Raw genomic sequence first — 26,216 nt, 5'->3', positions numbered from 1 at the left:
TAGTACGTCAAACAAACGAATCCGGTCCGAAAATCACCTCAAAGTCGTTCTGACAGAAATGTTTAGATCGACTTGAGGCAACATCCTCCATGCCTCGTCATGGAGGAAAGAGAATGACCGGAGTTGATGTTCGCACCGACGCCGTCAGCGCCCGGACCGCGGGCCGCGGCCGCAGGAGGATTGCGGCAATTCTGTCCCATACGGGCGGATCGATGCTGATCGAATTCGCCGTCCTGTTGCCGGTGATGCTGATGCTGACCTTCGGCATCATCTCCTACGCCTGGTGGTTCCTGGTCGCGAACGGCATCCAGCAGGCGGCGAACGACGGCGCCCGCGCCGCCATCGCCGGCCTCGATGCTACCGAACGGCGCAACCTCGCCACGGGCAAGGCGACCGAGCATCTCAAGAATCTCGGCCGCTACGACATGCAGCGCGCCACGATCGCGGTCAGCGAGGGGACGGGCCAGCTCACCATCACGGTCACCTACGACGCCAGCCGCGACGGCAATCTGCGCCTGCCCTTCGTGCCCGCCCCGCCCAGCCGCATCGTCCAGCGCGCCACCATCCTGCTGGGGGGTCTGTGAGGGTTCGCTTCGCCGTCCCCCCGTTCGGACGACTAGCGCGCGATCGGCGCGGCAGCGTCGCGGTCATGTCCGTCTTCCTGATCGTCATCTTCCTCAGCGCCGCCTCGCTCGCCGTCGATTACGGCTGGATGGTCGTGCGCAAGCGCCAGCTGCAGGGCATCACCGATCGCGCCGCGATGGCCGCCGTCCTGCAGGGCGGCGACCCGCGCACCGCGGCGCAAAGCGCCGTCGCCGCCGACAGCGCGCCCAGCGTCACGATCGTCACCGCGCAATCGGGCGCCTATAACCCCGATCCGGCGGTCCCGGTCGCGGCGCGCTTCCAGCCGGCCGCCAATGGCGTCGCCGCGGTGCAGGTGCTGGCGAGCCAGCGCATCCCCCTGTTCTTCTCGGGTATCCTCACCGGTCGGCGCTACGTCGACCTGCGCGCCGCGGCGATCGCCGCGCGGACGGGGGAGGCGGCGATCAGCGTCGGCAGCCGCCTGGTCAACGTTCAGGGTGGCCTTCCGGGCATGCTGCTGTCGCAATTGGCGGGCGTCGATCTGAACCTCAGCGTCGCCGACTACAACGCTTTGGTCGGCGCCAACGTCGATCTCTACGCATTATCCGGGCTGCTCAAGACGCGCGCCGGGGTCGGCCTGGGCACGTTCGACAGCACCGCCTCGGCGGTGGTCGACCTGCCGACGCTCGTCACCGCGATGGCCGATGCGGCGACGCCGGGCACCGGCGCCTCCGTGCTGCGCAGCATCGCGGTCAAACTGCCCCCGACCAAGGTCGATCTCGCCCGCATCGTGAAGCTGGGCGACGGCACCATCCTGAAATCGCTCAACGTCGGCGCGGACGAACTGCTGCGCGAAGCGCTGATCGGCACCGGCGGCGACCGTCAGCTGACGCTCGACCTCGGCGGACAGGTGATGGGCGTCGGATCGACCAAGGCGACGGTCATCATCGGCAGCCGCGTCGCCACCTCGCCCTGGGTGCGCGTCGGCCGCGATTCGTCGGTGACGGTCAGCACCTCGCAAATCCGCATCGCGCTCAATGCGCGGATCGACGTCGCCGGCCTCGGCCTCGCCACCGCCAACCTGCCGGTGATCCTGGAGGGCGCGGGCGGCGAGGCACGGCTCGCCTCGGTCGCCTGCGGCACCGGCGGCGCGACCGTCGGCGTCGACGGGCGGGTCACGCCGATGCGCGCCATCATCGGCCAGGTGTCCGACACCGCACTGCGCAACCTCAATGCGCCGCTCCAGCCCCAACCGGCCACCTTGCTGTCGGTGCTGGTGACCGCCGTGACCGGCCTCGCCGACGTGCAGGTCGGCGGCAGCGACTGGACGCGGGCGACCTTCACCCCCGGCGATATCGCCGACCGTGCGGTCAAGACGATCAACACCACCCAAGCCTTCGGTGGCCTCATCGCCTCGCTGCTCCAGCGGCTCGATCTCCGGATCAGCGTGCTCGGGCTCACGGTCAGCACGTCGCCGGTCACCGCCCCTCTGCTCAGCGCCCTGTCCGGCGTCGCGCCCGCGCTCGACGGCATCCTCGAACAAGTGCAGCAGCTTGCCGGCGTCCGCATCGGACAGGCCGACCTGCGCGTCGTCGGCGCACGCTGCGGCGCACCGGCACTCGTCGGCTAACCCGCCCCACCCCGTGAGAAGGCCATCCCTCTCACGCCTCGCGCGGTTGCGTATCCAGCCACCGCCGCATCCGCCGGCACCCATCGTCACTCATCACGATCCACGAGCGCCGATGGTCCTGATGATCGGCGATCCGGTCGCAATAGCCCAGCGCCTCCAGCCGGGCGATCCAGCGCAGGCCGGTCGATTCGGATACGCTGCACTGCCGGCTGAGCGTCAGCATGCTGAGCCGTACGCCCTCCTCCTGCGCGATGAACAATTGCAGCAGCGCCTCCAGCGCCGGTTCGGCGAACAGCTCGGCTGCGAAATGGTCGCGGATCGATCGATGGCGCTGCAACGCCGCGCGCGCGGCAACGGAATATTGCGTCTGTCCGATCAGAACGGTCATGGGCACCGCCTCCCTGAAGCGGCTTTTCCCGATGCCGCGTCGAACCTGTCACACGTGAGTCACAAGACGCAGAGCGCCGCAATCGGTTTCCCGCCGTCATACCAATTGCGGGATCGGCCGGCCCCTACGCGAAACCGACTGTCCTACACGCCCCGGTTTATGCCACAGCGGTCCGATGTCTGATCCCCGTCCCGCCCTGCCCGCCGGCCGCCATCCTTGCGGTGGGACGTACGGGGGGCGTTTCCGGACGATACGTATCGTCCACCTCGTCCACTTCCGCGGCCATGAAAGCGCCCCGCGATGAGCGAATCACCCCCCGCCACCGACGTGCTGATCGTCGGCTCGGGCGCCGCCGGGCTCACCGCGGCGCTCAATCTCGCGGACCGGTTCAAGGTCACCGTCCTCGCCAAGGGCGCGCTCAACGAAGGGTCGACCGCCTGGGCGCAGGGCGGAATCGCCGCGGTGCTCGAACCCGGCGACACGTTCGACAACCATGTCGAAGATACGATGGTCGCCGGCGCGGGCCTCAACGACCGCGATATCGTCGAATTCGTCGTCGAGAACGCCCCCGCCGCGATTCAACGGCTGACGCAGCTTGGCGTCCCCTTCGCCACCGAGGGGAACGCGCTCCACCTCACCCGCGAAGGCGGCCATTCGCATCGCCGCATCGTCCATGTCGCCGACGCGACCGGCTGGGCGGTGCAGGAGGCGCTGCAACGCGCCGCCGAGGCGCATCCCAACATCACCCTCGTCCCCGATCAGGTCGCGATCGACCTCGCGACCAGCCGGCACGAACAGCGCTATTCGGGCGCGGGCAACGTCTGGGGCGTCTATGCGGTCGATCGGGGCACGGGCCGCGTCACCCTCTACACCGCGCGCGCGACGATCCTCGCCACCGGCGGCGCAGGGCGCACCTACCTCTTCTCCACCGCTCCGCGCGGCGCGACGGGCGACGGCATCGCGATGGCATGGCGCGCGGGCTGCCGCGTCTCCAACATGGAAATGATGCAGTTCCACCCGACCTGCCTGTACAATCTCGAGGTCAAGAACTTCCTCATCACCGAGGCGGTGCGTGGCGAGGGCGGGCGGCTCATCAACCCGACCACCGGCAAGCGCTTCATGTCCTATTACGACGCCGAGCGCATGGAGCTGGCGCCGCGCGACGTCGTGGCGCGCGCGATCGATGCGGAGATCAAGCGCTACGGCCTCGATTACGTCCATCTCGACATCAGCCATCAGCCGCCGGAGTTCGTGAAGGGCCACTTCCCCAACATCTACGAAAAGCTGCTCGGCCTCGGCATCGACATGACGACGCAGCCGATCCCGGTGGTGCCCGCGCAGCATTACACCTGCGGCGGCATCGTCATCGACCGCGACGGCCGCACCGACCTGCCCGGCCTCTATGCGGCGGGCGAATGCACCGAAAGCGGGCTGCACGGCGCCAACCGCCTGGCGTCCAACTCCCTGCTCGAATGCTTCGTGTTCGGCGAAGCCTGCGCCGACCATATCGCCGCGCATTGGGACAGCCTGCCTCCCGTCCCCGTGATCCGGCCGTGGGACGAAAGCCGCGTTACCGATTCGGACGAAGAGGTGGTCATCAAGCAGAACTGGACCGAAATCCGCCGCTTCATGTGGAATTACGTCGGCATCGTCCGCACCACCAAGCGGCTCGAACGCGCGCAGCATCGCATCCAGATGCTGACCGGCGAGGTCGCCGATTATTACGGCCATTTCCGCGTGACGCCCGACCTGATCGAGCTCCGGAACCTGCTCCAGACCGCCGAGCTGATCGTGCGCTCGGCGCTGCACCGCCACGAAAGCCGCGGCCTGCATTATACGCTCGACTATCCGCAGACGGCGGCGGAGGCGGTCGACACAGTGTTGGTGCCCTGATGCCGACGCGATTCGCCGCGCGTGCGCCGCGCTTCACCGCAGCGGCTTGTTTCGCCGGTATCCGCACCCGAAATGGCGGATATGGAGGATGCTACGCCTAGCGGGGGCCAGTTCACGATTATGATAGCGTACGGCCGGTCGGCCCGATCCATCCTGATGACCGGCGTCTGCGCCGCACTCGCTGCCTGCGGTTCGAATGCGCGGCCGGGCGGCAACGGCCCCGTGCCGGCGGTGACCACGCCCTCTGCCGCGGTGTCGATCCCCATCCCCGCCGCCGCGCCGCCGCCGCGCCGGGTCGCGCCCGCCCGCCTCACCGCGGCGATCGACAGCCTCGCCCGCAATTTCGACGGCAAGTTCGGCATCGCGATCCGCGCAGTCGACGATGGCTGGACCGTCACCTCGCCCGGCGCGCGCACCCGCATGCCGCAACAGTCGGTCAGCAAATTGTGGGTCGCGATGACGCTGATGGACCTGCGCGACCAGGGCAAAGCACGGCTCGACGATCCCGTCGTCGTCCGCGACCAGGATCTGACGCTGTTCCACCAGCCGATCGCGATGCTGGTGAAGGGCGACGGCTATCACACCACCGTCGGCGAATTGCTCACCCGTGCCCTCACGCACAGCGACAATACCGCCAACGACCGCCTGCTGACCTATGTCGGCGGGCCGAGCGCCGTGCGCGCGATGATCGAGCGCAAGCAGCTTGGCGACATCCGCTTCGGTCCCGGCGAACGCCTGCTCCAGTCGAAGACCGCCGGCTTGGTTTGGAACCAGGCGACCATGTCGAAGGGCAATGGCTTCGAACTCGCCCGCTCGCGCCTGTCGCCCGAGGTGCGCGCCGCGGCATTGGACGCCTACGTCAACGATCCGCCCGACGGCGCCGCGCCGCTCGCCATCGCCGATGCGCTCGCGCGCCTCGCCCGCGGCGAATTGTTCACCGAAACCTCGACGCGCATCCTGCTCGACACGATGGGTGCGTCGGTCACCGGCCGCGCCCGCCTGCGCGCCGCGATCCCGGCGGGGTGGAAGATCGCGCACAAGACGGGCACGGGTCAGGACCTGGGCTCGCGCAACGCCGGCTTCAACGACGTCGGCCTGCTCACCGCCCCCGACGGCCGCCGCTACGCGATCGCCGTGATGATCGGCGACAGCCGCCGCCCGATCCGCGAACGCCAGCAACTGATCCAGGCGGTGGCCGCCGCCGTCGCGAACGACGCCACCTCCTAAAGTCCTCCCCCGCCAGGGGGAGGTGGCAGCGCGCCAGCGCTGACGGAGGGGGAGGATACGGCGAACGTCGCGTTTGTGGAACCGCCCCCTCCACCACTCGGCTATCGCCGAGCGGTCCCCCTCCCCCGCTGAAGCGAGGGAGGACTTGGGCAAGTTTGTGCCCCAAAAGCCACACTCCGCCAAAGCTTGCGGCCCTGCTCGCCAGAGGTTGGTGCGCCCCCGCCGATCCGCTAAACGGCACCCACGATGCCCCATCTCTATCTCGTCGACGGCTCGGGCTATATCTTCCGCGCCTACCACCGCCTGCCGCCGCTCACCAACCGGCACGGCGAGCCGGTCGGCGCCGTCTATGGCTATACCGCCATGCTGTGGAAGCTCGCCGACGAGCTGCACAAGGCGGATGGCCCGACGCACATGGCGGTCATCCTCGACAAATCGTCGCAGACCTTCCGCAACGCGATGTACGATCAGTACAAGGCGCACCGCCCGCCGCCGCCGGAAGATCTGGTCCCGCAATTCCCGATGATCCGCGACGCCACCCGCGCCTTCTCGCTGCCCTGCATCGAGGAGGAAGGCTGGGAGGCAGACGACCTGATCGCCAGCTACACCAAGGCGGCGCTGGCGCAGGGCTGGCAGGTGACGATCGTCAGTTCCGACAAGGATCTGATGCAGCTGATGACCGATCCGTCGGTCGACATGCTCGACACGATGAACAACCGCCGCCTCGGCCCCGATGCGGTGGTGGAGAAGTTCGGCGTCGGCCCGGAAAAGCTCGGCGACGTGCTCGCGCTGATGGGCGACAGCGTCGACAACGTGCCCGGTGTCCCCGGCGTCGGCCCGAAGACCGCCGCCAAGCTGATCCTGGAACATGGCGATGTCGAGGGCGTGCTTGCCGCAGCGGCGTCCGACGCGTTCAAGAAGGGCAAGCTGCGCGAGAATCTGATCGAACATGCCGAGGCCGCGCGCCTCAGCCGCAAGCTGGTCGAATTGGCCTGCGACGTGCCGCTGGTGCATCCGCTCGAAGAACTGGAACTGCCCGCGAGCGGCATTCCCGTCGCGCCCTTGCGCGCCTTCCTGGAGCATCACGGCTTCAAGACGCTGATGAACCGGTTGGGTCAGGTCGCCGACGCCCCCGTCGCGGCGCCCGCCGATGTGCCGTTCGAGGCCGATCCGCCGTGCGACCATGATGGCTATGAAACGGTGGTCGATGCCGCGACGCTCGACCGGTGGGTCGCCGAGGCGCAACACCAAGGCTGGGTCGCGATCGATACCGAGACGACGGGAACCGACGCGACGCGCTGCGACTTGGTCGGTGTGTCGCTCGCCTTGGGCGCCAACAAGGCGTGCTACATCCCGTTGGGCCACGGCACGACTGATCTGCTCGCCGAATCGCCGGTGCAGATCGACCGAGCCGAGGCGCTCGCGCGGCTGAAGACGCTGTGCGAGGACGCATCCGTCCTCAAGATCGGGCACAATCTGAAGTTCGACATGATCGTGCTCGGTCTCGCCGGCATCGCCGTCGCACCGCACGACGACACGATCGTCATGAGCTTCGACCTCGACGCCGGGCTGCACGGCCACGGCATGGACGAGCTCGCCGCGACGCATCTGTCGCACAGCTGCATCGCCTACAAGGACGTGGTCGGCACGGGGAAATCGCAGCGCGGTTTCCATGAGATCGACCTGAAATCGGCGACCCGCTACGCCGCCGAGGACGCCGACGTCACCTATCGCCTGTGGAAACGCTTCAAGGCGCGGCTGCCCGCCGAAGAGGCGACTCGCGTCTACGAGATGGTCGACCGACCGCTGGTGCCGGTGATCGCGCGCATGGAGACGCGCGGGATCAAGGTCGATCGCGAGAAATTGTCGGCGCTGTCGGCCGGGTTCAGCGAGCAGATCGCCGCGCTCGAAACCGTGATCCACGGCCTCGCCGGGGCGCCGTTCACGATCGGCAGCCCCAAGCAGCTGGGCGACGTCTTGTTCGAACGGATGGGCATCAAGGGCGGCCGCAAGGGCAAGTCCGGCGTCTATTCGACCGACGTCAACGAACTGGAGCGGATCGCCGCCGACAAGGATTCGCCCGGTGCCGAGATCGCCGCGCGCGTGCTCGACTGGCGCCAGCTGACCAAGCTCAAGAACACCTATACCGACGCGCTGCAGAACGAGATCAACCCGCGCACCGGCCGCGTCCATACCAGCTACAGCCTCACCGGCGCGCAGACCGGCCGTCTGTCCTCGACCGAGCCGAACCTGCAGAACATCCCGATCCGCACCGAGGTTGGGCGCCAGATCCGCGACGCCTTCGTCGCCGAGCCGGGCAACGTCATCCTGGCGGCCGACTATTCGCAGATCGAGCTGCGGCTGGCGGCGCATATGGCGGACGTCCCGGCGCTGAAGGCCGCCTTCGCCAATGGCGATGACATCCACTCGCTCACCGCGATGGAGCTGTTCGGCGAGGTCAACCGCGACACGCGCGGCCGGGCGAAGACGATCAACTTCGCGATTCTCTACGGCATCAGCCGCTGGGGGCTGGCGGGGCGGCTCGACGTCACCGCCGACGAGGCGCAGGCGATGATCGACCGCTATTTCGATCGCTTCCCCGGCATCAACAATTACATCGCCGAGACGACGCAAAGCGTGCGCGAGCGCGGCTATACGACGACGCTGTTCGGGCGGAAGACGCACTTCCCGCGCATCCGCAGCAAGGTGCAGCACGAACGCCAGGGCGCCGAGCGCGCTGCGATCAACGCGCCGATCCAGGGCACCAGCGCCGACATCATCAAGCGCGCCATGGTGCGGATGGAGCCGGCCCTGCTCGCGGCGGGCCTGCCCAACGTGCAGATGCTGCTGCAGGTGCACGACGAACTGGTATTCGAATTGCCCGAAGGCGACGTCGAGGCGGCCAAGCCGGTGATCGAGCGCGTCATGGCGGAGGCTGCCGCACCGGCTGTTTCCCTGTCGGTGCCGCTGGGAATCGAGATCGGCGTCGGTGCGAGCTGGGGAGCGGCGCATTGATCGTGGCCGTCCCGCGCCCGCCCTCACCCTTCCGGCGCTGCGCGCCTCCCTCCCTCTCCCAATGGGAGAGGGAAGGGGCCCGCCCGGCGCAGCCGGGTGGGAAGGGTGAGGGTGGGGACGACGCCCTCTCGATCGCTCACCCGTGACCGAAACCAAAGACATCGATGCGCTCGCCAAAGGCGGTCGCACCAATATCGCAGGCTTCGTCCTGCGCCTCGCCGCGCGCATCCCGTTCCTGTTCATCGCGGGCCGGCTTTACGGTCCGGACCTCGTCGGCCGCTTCGCACTCGCCGTGGTGGTGGTCGAACTCGCCGCGCTCGTCGCAACGCTCGGCCTGAAGCGTGGCCTCGCGCAAGCCTTGTCCTCCTCCGACCAGCCGCACGTCTGCGTGGTGTGGGACGCGCTCGCGCTCGCCTTCGTCCTGTCGATGGCGGCGAGTGCGGTGCTGATCGCCTTTCCGGAGGTGATGTACGCCAACACGCATGTGACGGGGCTGGACCGCTTCCTACCCTGTATCATCGTCGCGGTTGCCTGGTCCGACGTCAGCCTCGCCGCCCTCGCCTATCGCCACAATGTGAAGGCGACCGTCACCGCCCGCGCGGTGGTCGAGCCATGGACGATCTCGATCGCCGCCTGGGTGTTCTCGTTCGTCACGATCAAGGATGGCCTCGTCCTCTCCTATGTCGCGTCGATGATCGCGGCGCTGATCGCCAGCTTCGTGCCCTTCATTCGCAGCTATGGCGTACCACACGGCTGGTCGCCGCATCTGGGGCAGCTGTTCCGCCTCGCTCGCGCCAATGCGCCCTTGGCAGGGGCGGACGCGCTGGAATGGGGCACCCGCAACGTCGACCGCTTTATCCTAGGCGTGATGTTCGAACCCAAGGTCGTCGGCATCTATTACATGGCGCAGCAGGTCGCCTCATTGCCGCAGAAGCTGAAGACCAGCTTCGATCCCATCCTCGGGCCTGTCATCACGCAGAGCCTGGCGGTGAACGATCGCGTCGCGATCGCCAATCAGGTGCGGCAGGTCGCCTTCTGGATCATGGCGGCGCAGACCGGCCTTGCGCTGATGGGTTCGATTCCCGCCGAAGCGGTGATGGGCGTCGTCGGGCCGCAATTCGTGTCGGGCAGCGCGGCGCTCGGCTTCCTGCTGTTCGCCGAAGTGCTCGCCTCGACCGGCGCGGTGTGCGAATCGGCGCTGGTCTATACCGCGCGGCACCGCAACCTGATGATCTCCATCGCGATGCTGGGCGTGCAGATCGCGCTGAGCTTCGCGCTGATCCTCGGCATGCGGCGGCTGGGCCTGCCGCAGACGTGGCAGGCGGCGGGACCGGCGGTGGCGCTGATGATCGGCGTCGGCCTTACCTCTATTATCAAGGCGCGGCTGCTCGGGCGCATCCTGTCCGCACCGGTATCCCCGTGGCGCTGGTCGCTGGCGGGGGCGGCGCTGGCCGCGATCGTCGTCGGCGCGGCGTTCACGATGCTGCCGCACGACTTCGAATGGCTGGAGCTGGCCGGCGGCGAACCGGCGATCGCTGCCACCTATCTGTTCGTATTGTGGAAATGGGCGTTCGGCCCGGCGGACCGGGCCCTGTTCGGCAAGATGCCGACCGCGGAAGAAGCGACGCTGCCCAATGTCGGATCGCCGGTGCGGTGAACCGAAGTCCTCCCCCGCCAGGGGGAGGTGGCGCCGCGAAGCGGTGACGGAGGGGGCGGAAAGCGACGTCCTCAAAAAAACGACGCGCGCCGCTTACCTCCCCCTCCACCATTCGGCTGACGCCGAACGGTCCCCCCTCCCCCTGGCGGGGGAGGACTTATCGTCCCGATCAGTGGCGGAAGTGACGCATACCGGTGAAGACCATCGCCAGGCCCGCCGCATCGGCCGCCGCGATTACCTCATCGTCGCGGATCGAACCGCCGGGCTGGATCACCGCCGTCGCGCCGGCCTCTACCGCTGCCATCAGGCCGTCCGCGAAGGGGAAAAAGGCGTCGGACGCCACCGCCGAGCCAATCGTCCGAGCCTGCGCCCAGCCGGCCTTCTCCGCCGCGTCCTTCGCCTTCCACGCTGCGATGCGGGCGGATTCGAGGCGGTTCATCTGCCCCGCGCCGACGCCGGCGGTCGCACCGTCCTTGGCATAGACGATGGCGTTCGACTTGACGTGCTTGGCGATCGTCCAGGCGAAGCGGCAGTCGGCCAGCTCCTGCTCTGTCGGCGCACGCTTGGTGACGACCTGCAGATCACCCGGCACGCCGGCGTCGCGATCCTGCACCAGCCAGCCGCCGGCGATCGTCTTGGCGAACAGGCCGGCACGCGCCGGATCCGGCAGCTCGCCGGTCAGCAGCAGGCGCAGATTCTTCTTGGCGGCGAACAGCGCCAGCGCCTCTTCGTCGGCATCCGGCGCGACGACGACTTCGGTGAAGATGCCGGTAATCGCCTTCGCCGTCGCCGCATCGAGCGGGCGGTTGACCGCGATGATGCCGCCGAACGCCGACACGGTGTCGCAGGCGAACGCCTCGGCATAGGCGTCTTCCAGCGTCTTGCCCGTCGCGACGCCGCAGGGGTTGGCGTGCTTGACGATAACGCAGGTGGGCGCGGCGTCGCGGAATTCGGCGACCAGCTCCAGCGCCGCGTCGGCGTCGTTGAGGTTGTTGTAGGAGAGCTCCTTGCCCTGCACCTGCCGCGCCTGGCCGATGCCCCGCACGCCGTCATGGCTGGCGTAGAAGGCGGCGGACTGATGCGGGTTCTCGCCATAGCGCAGCGTCGCGGCGCGGCGCATCGTGACGGGCAGCACCGGCGGGAAGGCCTCGGCCTGATCGACCGTGCCGAACCAACGCGCGATCGCGCCGTCATAGGAGGCGGTGGCAGCGAAGGCCTTGGCGGCGAACAGGCGGCGCTGGTCGAGGCTGGTCTCGCCAGTCGCGACCATCGCGTAATCGGCGGGATCGGTGACGATCGCGACATAAGCGTGATTCTTGGCGGCGGAGCGCACCATGCTGGGGCCGCCGATGTCGATGTTCTCGATCACCGTGTCACGGTCGGCGCCGCGGGTGACCGTCGCCTCGAAGGGGTAGAGGTTCACGACGACGAGGTCGATCGCGCCGATATTGTGGTCGGCCATCGCCTTGGCATGCTCGGCGTCGTCGCGCACCGCGAGCAGGCCGCCATGGACCATCGGGTGCAGCGTCTTCACGCGGCCGTCCATCATCTCCGGGAAGCCGGTAAGGTCGCTGACGTCCTTCACGGTCAGGCCGGCGTCGCGCAGCGCCTTGGCGGTGCCGCCGGTCGAGACGAGCTCGACTCCCTTGTCGGCCAGCGCGCGGGCGAGGTCGACGACCCCCGTCTTGTCGGACACGGACAGTAGGGCGCGGCGGATGGGGATCGTGGTCATGATGGTCCTAGCGGGGGAGGAGTCTCGCGCGCGTTCCCTAGCGACGGATGGCGTCGGGGAACAGGTGGGAGTTGCGGTCAACGGCCTCGAACACGGCCACGCCAGCGCAATCGGGCACTATGACACTTTCCTCCCCCGCCAGGGGGAGGTGGCACCGCGCCAGCGGTGACGGAGGGGGAGGAAAGGGTGACGCCCGTTCGGAAACGCGCTGCTGCCCTCCCCCTCCACCATTCGGCTGCGCCGAACGGTCCCCCTCCCCCTGGCGGGGGAGGAATGGAGCGTCAGTCATCCACCAGGTCAGATCGCCCGCTTCAGCGCCCAGCTGACGTTGGCGCCCCCGGCGGGCGCCTCGCCCGACACGACCAGTTGCTGCGTCGCGACCGGGCGGCCTTCGCCGTCGATCCACAGCGAATCCTCGATCGTCAGCATTCCCCCGCGGCAGCGGAACTGCCACAGCGCACCGCCGGGCAGGCGCAGCAGCGCGGCGAGGCCGTCGGCGGTCGGCGAGGCCTGCACGCCCGCGCCGAGGTGGAAGCGGATGCAGAAGGGCGCCATGCCCGCCTTGCGGCGGCGCCCCTGCGGCAGCAGTGCGTCCTCGCCGCGCAGTTCCTTGCCGTCGCCGGTCAGCATCAACTGGCGGCGGTGGATAAGGCCCCAGCGGCGGACATAGCCGTCGTGGCTCGCCTCGATCCGGCTGGCGACGTCCGATTCCTGCCGCGACAGCTCGACCTGCGCAACGCCGCGGCCCAGCGTGCCGTCAGCGTGGATCGCGGTGGAGTTCGAATCGCCCACGGTCAGCGTCGAATGCGCCGCGGTGGTGCGCAGCCCTTCGGCAAAGGCGGCGGGCAGTTGCGCGACGGCCGCACGCGCGCCGCCGCAATTGACGATCAACCGCTGTTCGCCGTCGGAAAATTCGAAGGCCAGCGTCGAAGCGCAGCCACCCTCCACCACCTTGGCGATCGGCGGCGGGGCGGCATCGACGATCAGTACCGCGCCACCCGCAGCAAGCCGCTGATAACCCCAGTCGCGCGCCTGACGCAGCGGGCGGGTGCGGATGCCGCTCGCCTCGATCAGCGCGGCGAGATCGTCGGCGGTCGCCGGGCCGGCGCCCTGCCAGCTCGCCAGCATGCGGTCGCCGTGCATGACGCCGAGCAGCGCCGGCACCGCACGGGCGAGCGCGGTCTGCGCCGCTTCGGGCATCTCTTCGCGCCGCGCCGTGTAGACCTCGCGCAAGGTGCTGAGCAGCTGGATCGTGTCGGCGAGCATCGCCGGGCTGCGCGACACCGAACCGCCGTCGTCGCTCAAACCACTCGCCAGCGCACGCGCGAGGCCCGCCTCGCCGAACGCACGGCGCGGGTCGCCGCCGGGGATCAGCAGGCCAGCGGTGATGACCCCACACCAGGCGGCGATCCGCGGCGCGCCCGGCGGCGCCTTGTCCGCTCCGCGATCGAGATGGCGGGCGCCGCGCGCCAGCGTGTTGAGAACGCTCGATCGATAGACGAGGTCGGTCGACGACAGGATCAGCGGCGCGTGGCACGTCCAGAACAGCAGCCGCCGGCCCCACAGATCGGGGCGCCACGCCAGCGGATCGATCCGCTCGGCATAATCGTCGAGCCAGCGCGCCATCAGCGCCTCGGCGATCGGCGCGCCCTGCGCGCGGGTCGCCACGGTCGACAGGTCGCGCAGCCACGCGAAGCTGTGGACGTATTCGGCAAACGGCCGGCCCCAGTCGCCGCGCTTGAACGCCAGCGTGTCGATCGGGTGCGTCTCGCCCTGGAACGCCAGCTCGCCACGCAGCAACGCATGGCCGCGCCGCACGTCGCCCATCACGGGATCGTCGGGCACCGCGACCAGCTTCAGCGGATAGCGACCCTTCAGTCGCATCGTGTGGATCGGCGTGCGCCACGTCAGCTTGTGAAAGCGTTCGGCGAGCCGCTCGGCGAGGCTGAGCCCCTTGTCGCCGCCGACGCGCATCAGGCGCTTGCCCTCCTCGATCCCGTCGGGCGCATCCGGCCCGTCGAGCGGGGTCACGGGATGACGATGGGGCGACAGGTCGCTCATGCGCGCATCAGCCCCGCAGCGCGGCGATGTTGGCGGCGTAGCAGGCCGGCCCGCCACGGAAGGCCGCGGTGCCGGCGACCAGCGCATCGGCACCCGCCTCGACACAGCGGCGGGCATGCGTCGCGTCGACGCCGCCATCGACCTCCAGGTCGATGGCACGGCCGCTGTGATCGATCATCTTGCGGATCGCGGCGATCTTCTTCAGCTGGCTGTCGATGAAGCTCTGCCCGCCGAAGCCGGGGTTGACGCTCATCACGAGGATCAGGTCGACCATGTCGATCAGATAGTCGAGCATCTTGGCCGGCGTCGCCGGATTGAGCACGACGCCAGCGCGCTTTCCCAACCCCTTGATATGCTGGATCGTGCGGTGGACGTGGGGCCCCGCCTCCGGATGGACGGTGATCGTGTCGGCGCCCGCCTCGGCGAAGGCGTCGAGGTACAGATCGACCGGCGAAATCATCAGATGGACATCGAACGGCTTGGTCGTGTGCGGGCGCAGCGCCTTCACCACCGCCGGGCCGATCGTGATATTGGGGACGAAATGGCCGTCCATGACGTCGATATGAATCCAGTCGGCGCCCGCGGCATCGATGGCGCGGACTTCTTCGCCCAATTTGGCGAAATCGGCGGACAGGATGGACGGGGCGATGCGGACCGGCTGCATGGCGCCTCTCTAAGCCCCTGTCGGGCGATGGCAATGCGGTTGGGCGGTCGTTTAACCAAAACCCGTCGTCACCCCAGACTTGTTCCGGGGTCCACTCTGCGGCGAGGGGAATGGCTGGAGCCTCTTGCCCTCCCCCTGCGGCCCGGTGGACCCCGGAACGAGTCCGGGGTGACGGGATGAGCGAGGCGGGCGTCAGCTCTTCCGCCACAGCCTGGCGATGAAGAATCCGTCGCAGCCGCCCTCGGCCGCCAGCATCCCCGGCAGCGTGCGGACGTAACCGCCCGACTGCACCGGGACGCCTGGTGGCAGCAGCGCGGCATCGGGCGCATCGATGGCATAGTCCGGGCGGTCGGCCAAAAAGCGTTCCAGCTGCGCTTCGCCCTCGGCCGGCTCGAGGCTGCACGTCGCGAAGACGAGACGCCCGCCGGGTTTCACCCAATCGGCGGCGCGGGCGAGCAAACGGGCCTGCAGGCCTGCCATTTCCTCGACGATCGCCGGGTGGACGCGGTGGAGCACGTCCGGATGGCGGCGGAAGATGCCGGTGGCGCTGCACGGCGCGTCGATCAGCAATGCATCGGCGGGCGCATCCGCCGCCCATTTCAGCACGTCGGCGGCGATCACCTCCGCCTTCAGCCGCGTGCGGAACAGGTTCTCGCGCAGCCGCTTGATCCGGGCGTTGGACACATCGACCGCGGCCACGCGATACCCGGCGGCGGCGAGTTGCAGCGTCTTGCCGCCGGGCGCCGCACACAGATCGATCGCGTGCGCGCCGTCGGCGATCCCGTCGGCCAGCAACCGCGCGGGGATGGAGGCAGCGATATCCTGCACCCACCAGCGCCCCTCGGCAAAGCCGGGCAGTTCGGTCACCGCGGCAGCGTCGGTCAGGCGGACGTGCCCCGGCATCAGGCTGGTGCCGCCCAGTTCGCGCGCCCAGTGTTCGGTCTCGGCGGGGTCAGCGAGGCTGAGGTCGAGCGGCGGCGGCGCGGCGATCGCCTGTGCCGCGCCCTCGACCATCTCAGGCCCCCAGGCGGCGTCCCACCGCGCCTCGACCTTCGGCGGCAGGGCGGGAATTTCGGGCAGCAGCACGCCCGACCGGACGATCGCGCCGAACACGCCATGCACCAGCTTGCGCGGCCCGCCGTCGACCAGCGGCAGCACGGTCGCGATCGCGGCGTGATGCGGCGTGCCCAGCACCAGCGCCTGCACCAGCGCGATGCGCAGCGCCATGCGCGCCTTGGCATCCTCGGGCAGCGGGCGCTCCGTCACCGAATCGATCAGCACGTCGAGATCGGGCAGACGCCGCAGCACCTCCGCCGCGATCGCATGCGCCAGCCCCCGGTCGGGCCCGTAGACGTGGCGCGTCGCCGCGACCAGCGCCTGCTCCAGTGGCTCGCCCCGGCGCAGCACCGCGTCGAGCAGGCGGATAGCGGCACGGCGCGACGGCGTGCCGAGCGGCTCGGCAGCGGCGGCGGGCTCACGATTGAAACGGTGACCGGCTCGGGGACGGCGGGGATCGGGCAAGCTTGAGAAACCTTCGGTTCGGAACGATATACGGGTCCCTTAGACCGGAGAGACGCGATGGGCCAACGTCCCGAACATCTGAAGCCGCCCGCCTATCTCAGCAAGAACCCGCCCGTGCCCACCCCGGAGCCGGTGGAGCCGAAGACGGAAGACCCGTTGGGGCTCGATCCCACGCGCTACGGCGACTGGGAATTGAAGGGCATCGCGATCGATTTCTGATCCGGCATCGACCGGAGCGAAGGACCGTGCCGGAACCAATGGCGTTCCGGCGCGTCCCGCAGGCATGACCCCCCGTCTCCGCCCCGGCAGGCGTTACGTGCCTGTCCTCGTCGCGGTGCCGCTGGTGTTGCTGCTGGTCATCGCAGCCTTTCCCTATGGCATGTTGAAGGGCGTGGTCGCCGATCGGCTGGCCAAGCGCTTCGGGCGACCGGTGGTGATCGGGGCGATGGACCGGGTGGATACGATCGGCTTCACCCCGACGATCCGCGTCCGCGACGTGACCATCCCGCAGGCGGGCTGGGCCGGCTCCGGCAACTTCCTGACTTTGCGCGAAGCGCGGGTCACCTTCCCCGTCTGGCCGCTGCTGACCGGCACCTTCCGCCCGCGCGATGTCGTCGCGGACGGTTTGAGCCTCGCGCTGGTGCGCGATGCCAACGGCCGCACCAACTGGTCGCGGCCCGGCGAGGCGGAAAGCGGCGGCGCGTCGAGCGATCTCAAGGGGCTGATGATCCGCGACGCCACCATCCGCTATCGCGATGACAAGCGCCGCCGCAGCGCGGTGGTGCAGGTCTCGTCCGACGCACAAGGCTTACGCGCCAAGGGCAGCGGCACGATCCGCGGTGTGCCCGTCCGCATCGCGCTCGACGGCGCCTCGGTCGCGCAGCCCACCCCCGGCCCCTGGCCCTTCACCGCGACGATCGACGGCGACCGTCTGTCGATGCGCGCCAAGGGCAGCACCGACGTGCCGCTCGATACCGATGCGATGACGCTGGACGTCACCACGCGTGCCGCGGACCTTCGCCTGATCGACGCGGTGATCGAAGCGGGGCTGTTCGGCACGCAACCCGTCGCGCTGACCGCGCATGTGCGCCACGACGCGCCCAAATGGATCGTCAACGACCTGAAAGGCACGATCGGCCAGTCGGACATCGCCGGCCATGTCACGGTCGACAAGCAGGACGGCCGCACGAAGCTGGACGGCGCCGTCACCGCCAACCGCTTCGATTTCGGTGATCTAGCCTCCGACGAAGGTCGCGCGGAAGCCGCGGCGCGCGAACGCACGATCGGACCGCATGTCGTGCCCGATACGCGCATCGACCTCAGCAAGATCGGCGAAACCGACGGCCGCATATCGCTCCGCATCGCGCGCGTGGTCAGCCGCAGCGGACCGACGCCGGTGCGCGCGCTGTCGACGGTCTTGGCACTCGACCACAAGCGGCTCGACGTTGCACCGCTGACGCTGGTGCTCGCCGATGGCACTGCCAAGGGCAGCCTGCGCGTCGACCAGCGCGACGGCGCGCCCAGCCCGCTGCTGACGGTCGATATGCGGCTGAGCGGCACGCGCGTTGCGGCGCTGCCCGGCACCGGCGGCGACTTCACCGGGCGGATCGCAGCGCGCGCGCGCCTGACTGGGCGGGGCGATACGATCCGCGCGGCGGTGGGGCGGTCCGACGGCCGCATCGGTTTCGTGGTGCGCGACGGCACGCTGCCGCAGCGCTACGCCGCGGCGCTGGGTTTCGATGCCGGACGCGCGCTGCTGGCGGGGGAGAGCGAACGCGCCCGTCTGCGCTGCGTCATCGTCGGGCTGAAGGTGACGGACGGCCTGGGCCACGCCGCGCCGATGATCGTCGACACCAGCGCCAGCCAACTACGCGGCACCGGCACGGTGCGTTTCCCCGCCGAACGGCTCGACATGCGGCTGACCGGTGCCCCCAAGGGTGACGGCCTGCTCCGCTTGCCCGGCGCCGCCTTCCTCACCGGCACGCTCAGCGCGCCAGAGATCGTCGTGCCGGCGCAGGTCAAATCGGTCGGCAACGTGTTGAAGGCGCTGGGCCGCGCGATCACCGGCAAGCAGGAACCGCGCGCGGGCGATGCCGATTGCGCGGCGCTGTCGGCACGCGTGCTGGGCTCATGACAATCCCCCTCGCCCCCTCGGCACGCCATCGCTAGGATCATACGCATGAATGACACCGCCTCCGCCGGCGGCGCCTCGGGCGCCAGTCTGATCCCGAGCACCACCGATGCCTTTACCGCCGCGCATCTGGCGATCATCGCCATCTTCGCGCTGCTGACGATCGTCGCGATCATCTGGGGTATCCGCCTGAAGCGGCAGCGTCGCGCGGCGGAGCGCGATATCGCCGAACATAATGCCGAAGTGGCGCGGACCGCGGACGACACGCCCGCACCGACACCAATAGCCCCGCCACCGCCAGCGGCCCCCGCGCCCGTCTCGACGCCGCCCGTCACCCCTCCGGCACCGCAGGCAACCGATCCCGCACCCGACCTGCCCGCGGCGACCGACCCGATCGCCGACGAACCGATCGCCGCCAGCGCACCGCTGGACGCGGCACCGGCGCAGGAAGCCGCGTCCGCTCCGGCAGCGCCTGCGCCCGTCTCCGCCGATCCCGCCGGAGCCCCCGTGTCGACGCTGAAGGGCCTCGGCCCCAAGCTCGCCGCGCGGCTGGGTGAACTCGGCATCAGCACGGTGGGTCAGGTCGCCGCGCTCAGCCCCGAACAGGCTGTGGCACTCGATGCGCAACTGGGGCCGTTCGCCGGCCGTATGGAGCGCGACCGCTGGATCGAACAGGCCCGCTTCCTCGCGGCGGGCGACACGGCCGGGTTCGAACGCGTCTTCGGTCGGCTGTAACCGGCCGTCTTACTGATCGAAATCGTTGGTCACATCGTCGGTGCCGTGCAGGCGGCGCCACAGACCTTGCGTGCCTGCTTCCTGCGCGCGGTTGACGAATTGCGATGCGACCAGCCAGCCCTTGATCGGGCGCAGCGGCAATAGCGTCCCCGCGACCATCACCGGCACCGACGTGATCAGATGCACCCAGACGGGCGGCTCGAACGCCACCTGTAACCACACGACGAAGAAGATCAGTGGCAGCGCGATGATACACAGCGAGAAGAAGGCGGGGCCATCGTCCGGCGCGGCGAAGCGATAGTCGAGCCCGCAATGCTCGCAGCGATCGACGATCTTCAGCCACGATCGGAACATCCGCCCCTCGCCGCAGCGCGGGCACAGCCCCTTCCAGCCGCAGTGCAGGATCCAGCGGAATGTGGAGGGCTTGGCGGGCGTGTCGGGCTGTTCCATCCACGATAGGTGGGCACGCTGAGGCCCGCCGTCGATGGGACGAATTGTCCTACGCCAGGCGGACCTTGCCTTATGTTAGCGAGATAGCATCGAAACGGACGCCACCGGCATGCCAGCCGGCCCCATCACATTTCGCTGACGAGCAATTTGTCGATGCGGCGGCCATCGAGGTCGACGACCTCGAATCGCCAGCCCTGTTCCTCGAAATGCTCGCCCTCGCCCGGCAAATGGCGGAAAGCGGCTAATGCCAGGCCGGCGACGGTCGCGTAATCACGATCCTCGGGCAGGTCGATGCCCAGCCGTTCGGCGAGTGCGTCGGCCGCCATCGTGCCGGCGACCAGCAACGATCCGTCGTCGCGCACCACCACGGAGGGCGCCTCGTCGGGATCGGCATCGCTCGCGAACTCGCCGGCGATCGCGGCGAGCAGGTCGGCCGGCGTCACGATCCCTTCGAAATGGCCATATTCGTCGTGGATCAGCGCCATCGGCACTTCCGCCTGGCGCAGCGCGATCAGCGCGTCCATCGCGTCGATCCGGTCGATCACGACCGGCGCCTTGCGCATCAGCGTCTTGAGGTCGAGCGGTTCGCCGCGGAACAACGCCGCGGCGATGTCGCGCGACTGGACGACGCCGACGACCGCATCGACCGACCCTTCCGCCACCGGCAGCCGGGTGTGCGGCGTGGCGAGCAGGATGTCGCGGATCCGGTCGGCGTCGAGGTTGCAGTCGAGCCAGTCGACTTCGGTGCGCGGCGTCATCACCTCGCGCACCGGCCGGTCCGCGAGGCGGACGACGCCCGAGATGATCGTGCGCTCATGCTCCTCGATCACGCCCGACTTGCTCGCTTCGGCGACGATCAGGTGCAGCTCCTCCGCCGTCACCTGATCCTCCGATTCGCGGTTGAGGCCGAGGATGCGAAAGACGAGCGCACTCGACGAATCGAGCACCCAGACGAGCGGCGCGCAGACGAGGGCGATGTAGCGCATCGGCAGCGCGACCAGGCTGGCGACCGTTTCGGGCTTGCGCAGCGCGAATTGCTTGGGGACGAGTTCGCCAATGATCAGCGAGGCGTAGGTGGTGAGGCCGATCACCAATGCGAAGCCCAGCGTCTCGGCGGTATGCGCCGACAGGCCCAGCAATTGCAGCCGCGCGGCGGTGGGGCTGCCCAGGCTCGATCCCGAATAGGCGCCCGCCAGAATGCCGATCAGCGTGATGCCGATCTGTACGGAAGACAGGAATTTGCCGGGATCGGCGGCGAGTTGCAGCGCGGCGGCGGGGCCTTTGCGCCCCGAACGCGCCATCGCCTCCAGCCGCGCCTTGCGCGACGAAACGATCGCGAGTTCGCTCATCGCGAATACGCCGTTCAACGCGACGAGCGCGAGGATGATGAGGACGTCGATCCAGGGAAAGGGCGGAAGCGGTGCCATCGGCGTGACGTGTCTTTGCCGTACAAGTCCGGCCGCGACAACCGCCTGATTGCAGCATGCCTGCGGAAAGTGCGTTGCACGCGCATCGCTCCCGGCTCATCCACCGTTCAGATCGCAGGCGGAACAAGCCGCTTCGGACCTGAGTTATTCCCCCCAGACGAAGGCCACCTGTAAGCAAAGGGACATCATGCGCTCCAAATTCCTCGCCGCCGCCGCACTCACGGCGCTCGTTACGACCAGCGCCTGCACCACCGATCCGGAAACCGGCCAGCGCCGCATCTCGTCGACCGCGATCGGCGGCATCGGCGGCGCGCTCGGCGGCTATCTGCTCGGCGACCTCGTCGGCGGCCGCAACGATCGTACCGCCAAGATCCTGGGCGCCGGCATCGGCGGCCTCGCAGGTGCCGGCATCGGCGCCTATATGGACAAGCAGGAACGCGACCTGCGCGCCCGCACCGCCGGCACCGACGTGCAGGTGACGCGCGAAGGCGACAATCTGATCCTCAACATCCCGTCGGGCATCACCTTCGGCTATAACAGCGCCGCGGTACAGCCGCAGTTCCAGCGCACGCTCGATCAGGTTGCCGACACGCTGTCGCAGTACAACCAGACCTTCGTCGACGTGTACGGCTTCACCGATTCGACCGGCTCGGAATCGTACAACCAGCAGCTGTCGGAACGCCGCGCCGTGTCGGTCGCCGACTATCTGGCCGCGCATGGCGTGCAGGCCGCGCGTATCGGCACGCGCGGCTTCGGCGAGAGCAACCCGGTCGCCTCGAACGACACCGAAGCCGGCCGCGCCGCCAACCGCCGTGTTGAGATCAAGATCGTGCCGATCTCGCAGAACGACCTGCGTCAGTAAGACGCCTTTGCCCGCCGGTGCCATTGGTGCCGGCGGGTGTTTTGCGGGGCGCGCGCGCGCCGCCGCCTCGGTTTGGTTCACGCGAAGACGCGAAGACGCCAAGAGGTGCCCGCCTACGGCACCGTCAGGTGCCCCTCATAACATGAGAAGCAGGCTGCGCCGGCCAAGACCGCACCCTCTCTGCGCCCTCAGCGCCTCTGCGCGCACAATGTATGAAACAGACCAACGCGGCTCCACGGCGCGATCTCTTCGCGTCTTAGCGTCTTCGCGCGAACCCGTTTACCGCCGGTCGCGAAAGAAGGCCCGCAGCAGCGCCGCCGCCTCAGCCTCGCCGATCCCGCCGTACACCTCCGGCCGGTGATGCACGGTGGGTTGCGAGAACAAACGCGGCCCGTGTTCGATCGCACCGCCCTTGGGATCGCTCGCACCATAATAGAGCCGCCCGATCCGGGCATGCGCGATCGCCCCCGCGCACATCGCGCAGGGCTCGAGCGTCACCCACAGATCCGCCTCTTCCAGCCGCTCACGGCCCAGCCGCGCCGCGGCCTCGCGGATCACGCGCATCTCGGCATGAGCGGTGGGATCGCACAGCGCGCGCGGTGCATTGGCCGCCTCGGCGATCACCTCGCCGCGCCACAGCAGCACCGCCCCCACCGGCACCTCGCCGGCCGCGGCGGCGGCGGCGGCCGCGTCAAGGGCGCGTCGCATGGGGGGCGGCAGGGGAAACATCTCTCCCTCCTGCCCCCGATCCCCGATTCGCGAAAGCGCCCCTTATTGGGCGTTGCCCGGCCGTTCGACGTTGACGGTCGGCACCTCGACCGTCTTCTTCTCGGTGCCGACGCTGACGCGCGCGACGTCGGCCTTAAACTGCGGCGCCTGCACCAGGGCCGGGCGCGTCTGATCGATATTGATGAAGCCGAAATACATCAGCGCCACGACGATAAGCGCGATAACCCCGAGCAATGCCAGCAACGTGCGCATGTGAACCGTCCCCTGTTCGTGACCTTTACGATGGCGTAACAACGCCGCGTGTCCGAGTCCGTTGCACCCGGCGTGCGACGGTGCGCGGATCGCCCCATGGTTGACGGATCGCCGCGAAGCCGCTAGTGGCGCCGGCTTTCCGGGCAACCGAATTCAGGATTTAAAGCCATGTCGCGCATTTGCGAGCTGACCGGCAAGGGCCGGCAGGTGGGTCACAACGTTTCCCACGCCAACAACAAGACCAAGCGCACGTTCCTGCCGAACCTGCAGAACGTCACGCTGATGTCCGATTCGCTCGAGAAGAGCGTGCGTCTGCGCGTGTCGACCCACGGCCTGCGCTCGGTCGAGCACAATGGCGGTCTCGACAACTGGCTGGTGAAGACCGGTGACGACAAGCTGTCGCTGCGCTGCCGCCGCCTGAAGCGCGAAATCGTCAAGAAGCTGTCGGCGACCGCCGCCGCCGCGTAAGCGGCCGACAGCGACGTCCGTTTCCGGCTTGCCAAGGCCCGCTGCTCCCCCGGGAGCGGCGGGCTTTTGGCGTTGGTGATGGCGGCAGAAACAGCCGGGCCGCGCGCGGTCCGTCAGCGCGAATCGAACCGGAACTTGAGCAGCAGCGTCCGCTGCATCGGCAGCTGATTGTCGTCGGACACCAGCCAGACGATCGTCGCGCCATGTTCGATCGTCGTTGCGACGCCTTCGAAATTGTCGTGGATCAGCGGCGAATCGAGCGTCGCGAGCAGACGCCCCCGCGCCACGCTGCCCGCGCGAATCGCCGACGCCGGCACCAGCGAAACGCGATTGCTGAATCGAAAGGGCAGCCGGAACGCCCGGTCGAGCACCAGCAGGTCGCCGTTGGGCAAGGCGGTCGCATCGGCGGGGTCGTAGCGACCATAGGGCATATAGGCGAAATAGACCGGCCGCGCGCGGATCGGATCACCGGGGAAGAGTAACGCAGTGCGGCTGTGCAACCGCTCCGCCTCCGCGCCCGTCCAATGCGCCGGTGGGACATGCGCATCCTCGCTGATCGTCACGAATCGCCCATCCGGCAGGCGAGCGAGCGACTCGGGGCCGCCATTGATCGGCCAGCGCGCCATCTCAGGCGGCGTGCGCTGCGCCTCGGCGCGCGCGAAACCGGGAGCGTAGCGCCAGATGGCGTTATACCGCTCATATCCCACCCAGATCTGTCCCGTCGCCGGATCGGCCGTCATCGATTCGGTGTCGCGGTCGCGCTTCTCCCAACCGGTGCCCGGTCCCTGCGGCAGGTTCTGGAACTGCACGCCATGCGGCCGCCAGTCCGTGCCCATCGTGAAGGCGACGATATTGCCGCCATCGCTGAGCAGCGTGAACCGGTCACCGTTCGGCCGCCGCTCCACCCGCAGCGACGAATAGCCGCCGAACGCCGGATCGCGGCTGCGCAGCTCGGCACCGCCGAGATAGGTCAGCGATCCCAGCCGCCGGCGCGACGGATCGGCGGGGTCGAGATCGACACGCCGCATGGTCAGTTCGGGGTGCCGCCCCAACAGCGGCAGGCGTTCTTCCCCCGCCCAGCCGGGGACGATCAGCAACACCGCCAAGATGACGAACAGCACACGCATGCCGCGCCTCATAGGGTGCGGAACGGCAGGCGGCACCCCTGCTCTGCCTGAACGGACGATAACGGGCGCATTCAGGGTCAAGTCAACGCGACTCGGGCAAAAGACATCCATCGACGACGGGCAGGTGCCCCCCGCATCGCCGTCGAAACGGACAGATTACGGACGGGAGAAGACCCATGCTGAAGACCCTGAGCCTCGCCGGTGCCGCGCTCGCCATGACCGCCTCGGCCCTCGTGCCGGTCAGCGCCGCCTCGGCGCAGCGCGGCTATTACGGCGGTTACAATCGCGGCTACGCCTATGACCGCGGCTATCGTGACGATCGCGTCTATCGCGGCGACCGTGGCTATTACCGCGACCGCGGCTACGCCCGCCGCTGCAACGACGGCACCACCGGTACGGTGCTCGGTGCGATCGCCGGTGGCCTGCTCGGCCGCACGATCGACACCCGTGGCGACCGCACGCTCGGCACCGTCCTCGGCGCCGGTGCGGGTGCCCTCGCCGGCCGCGCCGTCGAGCGCTCGGATCGCCCCGGCTATTGCCGGTAAGCGTTAAGCCCCGCGTAGCGTAACGGGGTGCGAGGCCCGGTCTTCCTTCGGGAAGGCCGGGCCTTGTGTTGTGTGTGGGGCTTTAGACGCCTGTCCCGCCCACGCCGTCACCCGGACTTGGTCCGGGGTCCACTCCGCGGCGAGGGGGAAGGCAAGAGGCTCGGGCGCTCCCCCGGCGGCCCTGTGGACCCCGGAACGGGTCCGGAGTGACGGTGCGTTTTCGGGGAATGCCCCCCAATCAGGACGCCGGCAAAGCCGTCGTCGGACGGGTTCGCCCTTGGCCGGGCGACCCGCCGGCCGGGACGATGCGTGCGTGCGCGTTGCGCGCGCATCGGGGCGTAGCCTCGGCTACGCCCCTCGCATCGTCAGTACATATGTTGCCCGCCGTTCAGGCTCAGCGTCGATCCCGTCACGAAGCCCGCATCTTCCGAACACAGGAATGCAACGCCGCGTGCGATTTCGCTGGCCTGGCCCAGGCGACCGACCGGGATCTTGGCGACAATCTTCTCCAGCACGTCGCTCGGCACAGCCGCCACCATATCGGTGTCGATATAGCCCGGCGCGATCGCGTTCACCGTCACGCCAGCGCGCGCGCCTTCCTGCGCCAATGCCTTGGTAAAGCCGTGGATACCGCTCTTCGCCGCGGCGTAGTTCACTTGGCCGTACTGGCCTGCCTGACCGTTGATCGAACCGATGTTGACGATCCGCCCCCATTTGCGCTCGCGCATGCCGGGGAACGTGGCCTTGGCCATGTTGAAGCAACCGCCCAGGTTGGTGTCCATGACCTCTTTCCACATCTGGTAGGTCATCTTCAGGATCGTGCCGTCGCGCGTGATGCCCGCATTGTTGACGACGATGTCGACGGGCCCCAGATCCGCGGCGACCTTCGCGCAGCCGTCCTGGCAAGCGTCGTGATCCGCGACGTCCCATTTGTAGGCGGCGATGCCCGTCCGCTCGGTGAACTCGCGCGCCCGTTCGTCATTGCCCGCATAATTGGCGGCGACGGTGATGCCGGCCTCTTTCAGGGCAAGGCTGATCGCCTCGCCGATGCCACGCGTACCACCGGTGACGATCGCTACTCTGGCCATTCCAACCTCTCCCGTTAGACGTTCGGTGGAAC

General features: G+C 68.8%; 23 protein-coding genes. 12 read left to right on the top strand and 11 right to left on the bottom strand.

Annotation, left to right across the window (positions count from 1 at the left end; genetic code table 11):
* Positions 1 to 113 precede the first annotated feature (113 nt).
* Positions 114 to 584: a TadE/TadG family type IV pilus assembly protein gene (locus GGR47_RS06715; protein WP_147036626.1), complete on the top strand. Its 471-nt coding sequence runs from the start codon at positions 114 to 116 to the stop codon at positions 582 to 584.
* Positions 581 to 2,212 carry a TadG family pilus assembly protein gene (locus GGR47_RS06710; RefSeq protein WP_276509320.1) on the top strand — a complete coding sequence of 544 codons (1,632 nt, stop codon included), beginning with the start codon at positions 581 to 583 and terminating at the stop codon, positions 2,210 to 2,212. Before GGR47_RS06715 ends, GGR47_RS06710 begins: the two co-directional genes overlap by 4 nt.
* Before the next feature lie 31 nt (positions 2,213 to 2,243).
* Here GGR47_RS06710 and GGR47_RS06705 read toward each other — a convergent pair whose 3' ends face one another.
* Positions 2,244 to 2,600 (bottom strand): helix-turn-helix domain-containing protein, encoded by a 357-nt coding sequence (locus GGR47_RS06705; protein ID WP_147036624.1) that lies wholly within the window; start codon positions 2,598 to 2,600, stop codon positions 2,244 to 2,246.
* Positions 2,601 to 2,900: 300 nt separating this feature from the next.
* Between GGR47_RS06705 and nadB the strand changes: the two genes are divergently transcribed.
* The 4 genes from nadB to GGR47_RS06685 all read left to right on the top strand — a co-directional run bounded on the left by nadB (position 2,901) and on the right by GGR47_RS06685 (position 10,392).
* Complete coding sequence (gene nadB, locus GGR47_RS06700) at positions 2,901 to 4,493, top strand: L-aspartate oxidase (protein ID WP_147036623.1); 1,593 nt, start codon at positions 2,901 to 2,903, stop codon at positions 4,491 to 4,493.
* Positions 4,494 to 4,649: 156 nt separating this feature from the next.
* Complete coding sequence (locus GGR47_RS06695) at positions 4,650 to 5,720, top strand: serine hydrolase (RefSeq protein ID WP_147036622.1); 1,071 nt, start codon at positions 4,650 to 4,652, stop codon at positions 5,718 to 5,720.
* A 246-nt stretch (positions 5,721 to 5,966) separates the two neighbouring features.
* Positions 5,967 to 8,735, top strand: a complete 2,769-nt coding sequence (polA, locus tag GGR47_RS06690) for a DNA polymerase I (protein WP_147037436.1) — start codon at positions 5,967 to 5,969, stop codon at positions 8,733 to 8,735.
* A gap of 142 nt (positions 8,736 to 8,877) precedes the next feature.
* A complete protein-coding gene (locus GGR47_RS06685) occupies positions 8,878 to 10,392 on the top strand; it encodes a lipopolysaccharide biosynthesis protein (protein ID WP_147037470.1) in 1,515 nt (504 codons plus the stop codon).
* A gap of 169 nt (positions 10,393 to 10,561) precedes the next feature.
* Here the strand turns inward: GGR47_RS06685 and purH are convergent, their stop codons facing one another.
* The 4 genes from purH to GGR47_RS06665 form a co-directional block, all read right to left on the bottom strand.
* The gene (gene purH / locus GGR47_RS06680) at positions 10,562 to 12,124 is read right to left on the bottom strand and encodes a bifunctional phosphoribosylaminoimidazolecarboxamide formyltransferase/IMP cyclohydrolase (RefSeq protein ID WP_147037466.1); all 1,563 of its coding nucleotides are present in this window, start codon (positions 12,122 to 12,124) and stop codon (positions 10,562 to 10,564) included.
* A gap of 297 nt (positions 12,125 to 12,421) precedes the next feature.
* Positions 12,422 to 14,185, bottom strand: a complete 1,764-nt coding sequence (locus GGR47_RS06675) for a heparinase II/III family protein (RefSeq protein ID WP_183949481.1) — start codon at positions 14,183 to 14,185, stop codon at positions 12,422 to 12,424.
* Positions 14,186 to 14,192: 7 nt separating this feature from the next.
* Entirely contained in the window at positions 14,193 to 14,849 is a 657-nt protein-coding gene (gene rpe / locus GGR47_RS06670; protein WP_183949480.1) for a ribulose-phosphate 3-epimerase, read from the bottom strand.
* Positions 14,850 to 15,041: 192 nt separating this feature from the next.
* Positions 15,042 to 16,370, bottom strand: a complete 1,329-nt coding sequence (locus GGR47_RS06665) for an RsmB/NOP family class I SAM-dependent RNA methyltransferase (RefSeq protein ID WP_147037222.1) — start codon at positions 16,368 to 16,370, stop codon at positions 15,042 to 15,044.
* A gap of 57 nt (positions 16,371 to 16,427) precedes the next feature.
* On the opposite strand from GGR47_RS06665, the gene GGR47_RS06660 reads away from it, so the two are divergent.
* From GGR47_RS06660 to GGR47_RS06650, 3 genes are all read left to right on the top strand, one after another.
* Positions 16,428 to 16,589: a DUF1674 domain-containing protein gene (locus GGR47_RS06660; protein WP_078462240.1), complete on the top strand. Its 162-nt coding sequence runs from the start codon at positions 16,428 to 16,430 to the stop codon at positions 16,587 to 16,589.
* A 97-nt stretch (positions 16,590 to 16,686) separates the two neighbouring features.
* Positions 16,687 to 18,504, top strand: coding sequence for an AsmA family protein (locus GGR47_RS06655; RefSeq protein WP_147037221.1), 1,818 nt, complete (start codon positions 16,687 to 16,689; stop codon positions 18,502 to 18,504).
* 45 nt (positions 18,505 to 18,549) lie between these two features.
* Positions 18,550 to 19,236, top strand: a complete 687-nt coding sequence (locus GGR47_RS06650) for a hypothetical protein (protein ID WP_147037220.1) — start codon at positions 18,550 to 18,552, stop codon at positions 19,234 to 19,236.
* A 9-nt stretch (positions 19,237 to 19,245) separates the two neighbouring features.
* Here GGR47_RS06650 and GGR47_RS06645 read toward each other — a convergent pair whose 3' ends face one another.
* Positions 19,246 to 19,686, bottom strand: a complete 441-nt coding sequence (locus GGR47_RS06645; protein WP_017980305.1) for a DUF983 domain-containing protein — start codon at positions 19,684 to 19,686, stop codon at positions 19,246 to 19,248.
* Between the two features lie 125 nt (positions 19,687 to 19,811).
* Positions 19,812 to 21,113, bottom strand: coding sequence for a hemolysin family protein (locus GGR47_RS06640; RefSeq protein WP_043060923.1), 1,302 nt, complete (start codon positions 21,111 to 21,113; stop codon positions 19,812 to 19,814).
* Positions 21,114 to 21,300: 187 nt separating this feature from the next.
* On the opposite strand from GGR47_RS06640, the gene GGR47_RS06635 reads away from it, so the two are divergent.
* Positions 21,301 to 21,975: a YiaD family glycine zipper/OmpA-like lipoprotein gene (locus tag GGR47_RS06635; RefSeq protein WP_018250602.1), complete on the top strand. Its 675-nt coding sequence runs from the start codon at positions 21,301 to 21,303 to the stop codon at positions 21,973 to 21,975.
* 279 nt (positions 21,976 to 22,254) lie between these two features.
* On the opposite strand, the gene GGR47_RS06630 is transcribed toward GGR47_RS06635, so the two are convergent.
* Together GGR47_RS06630 and GGR47_RS06625 are read right to left on the bottom strand one after the other, a co-directional pair.
* Positions 22,255 to 22,683: a nucleoside deaminase gene (locus GGR47_RS06630; protein ID WP_043060924.1), complete on the bottom strand. Its 429-nt coding sequence runs from the start codon at positions 22,681 to 22,683 to the stop codon at positions 22,255 to 22,257.
* A 63-nt stretch (positions 22,684 to 22,746) separates the two neighbouring features.
* Positions 22,747 to 22,956: a hypothetical protein gene (locus GGR47_RS06625; protein WP_017980309.1), complete on the bottom strand. Its 210-nt coding sequence runs from the start codon at positions 22,954 to 22,956 to the stop codon at positions 22,747 to 22,749.
* A 168-nt stretch (positions 22,957 to 23,124) separates the two neighbouring features.
* Here GGR47_RS06625 and rpmB point away from each other — a divergent pair, with 168 nt between their 5' ends.
* A complete protein-coding gene (gene rpmB, locus GGR47_RS06620; protein ID WP_017980310.1) occupies positions 23,125 to 23,424 on the top strand; it encodes a 50S ribosomal protein L28 in 300 nt (99 codons plus the stop codon).
* 113 nt (positions 23,425 to 23,537) lie between these two features.
* Here the strand turns inward: rpmB and GGR47_RS06615 are convergent, their stop codons facing one another.
* Positions 23,538 to 24,551 (bottom strand): esterase-like activity of phytase family protein, encoded by a 1,014-nt coding sequence (locus GGR47_RS06615; protein ID WP_147037298.1) that lies wholly within the window; start codon positions 24,549 to 24,551, stop codon positions 23,538 to 23,540.
* 176 nt (positions 24,552 to 24,727) lie between these two features.
* On the opposite strand from GGR47_RS06615, the gene GGR47_RS06610 reads away from it, so the two are divergent.
* Entirely contained in the window at positions 24,728 to 25,096 is a 369-nt protein-coding gene (locus GGR47_RS06610; protein WP_147037297.1) for a glycine zipper 2TM domain-containing protein, read from the top strand.
* Between the two features lie 365 nt (positions 25,097 to 25,461).
* On the opposite strand, the gene phbB is transcribed toward GGR47_RS06610, so the two are convergent.
* Positions 25,462 to 26,184 carry an acetoacetyl-CoA reductase gene (gene phbB, locus GGR47_RS06605; RefSeq protein WP_116460334.1) on the bottom strand — a complete coding sequence of 241 codons (723 nt, stop codon included), beginning with the start codon at positions 26,182 to 26,184 and terminating at the stop codon, positions 25,462 to 25,464.
* Between the last annotated feature and the right edge of the window lie 32 nt (positions 26,185 to 26,216).

This window comes from Sphingomonas aquatilis (genome assembly GCF_014196115.1).
Taxonomy (GTDB): domain Bacteria; phylum Pseudomonadota; class Alphaproteobacteria; order Sphingomonadales; family Sphingomonadaceae; genus Sphingomonas; species Sphingomonas aquatilis.
Note: the sequence above shows the minus strand (reverse complement) of the source record. Positions and strands in the feature narration are given on the sequence as shown.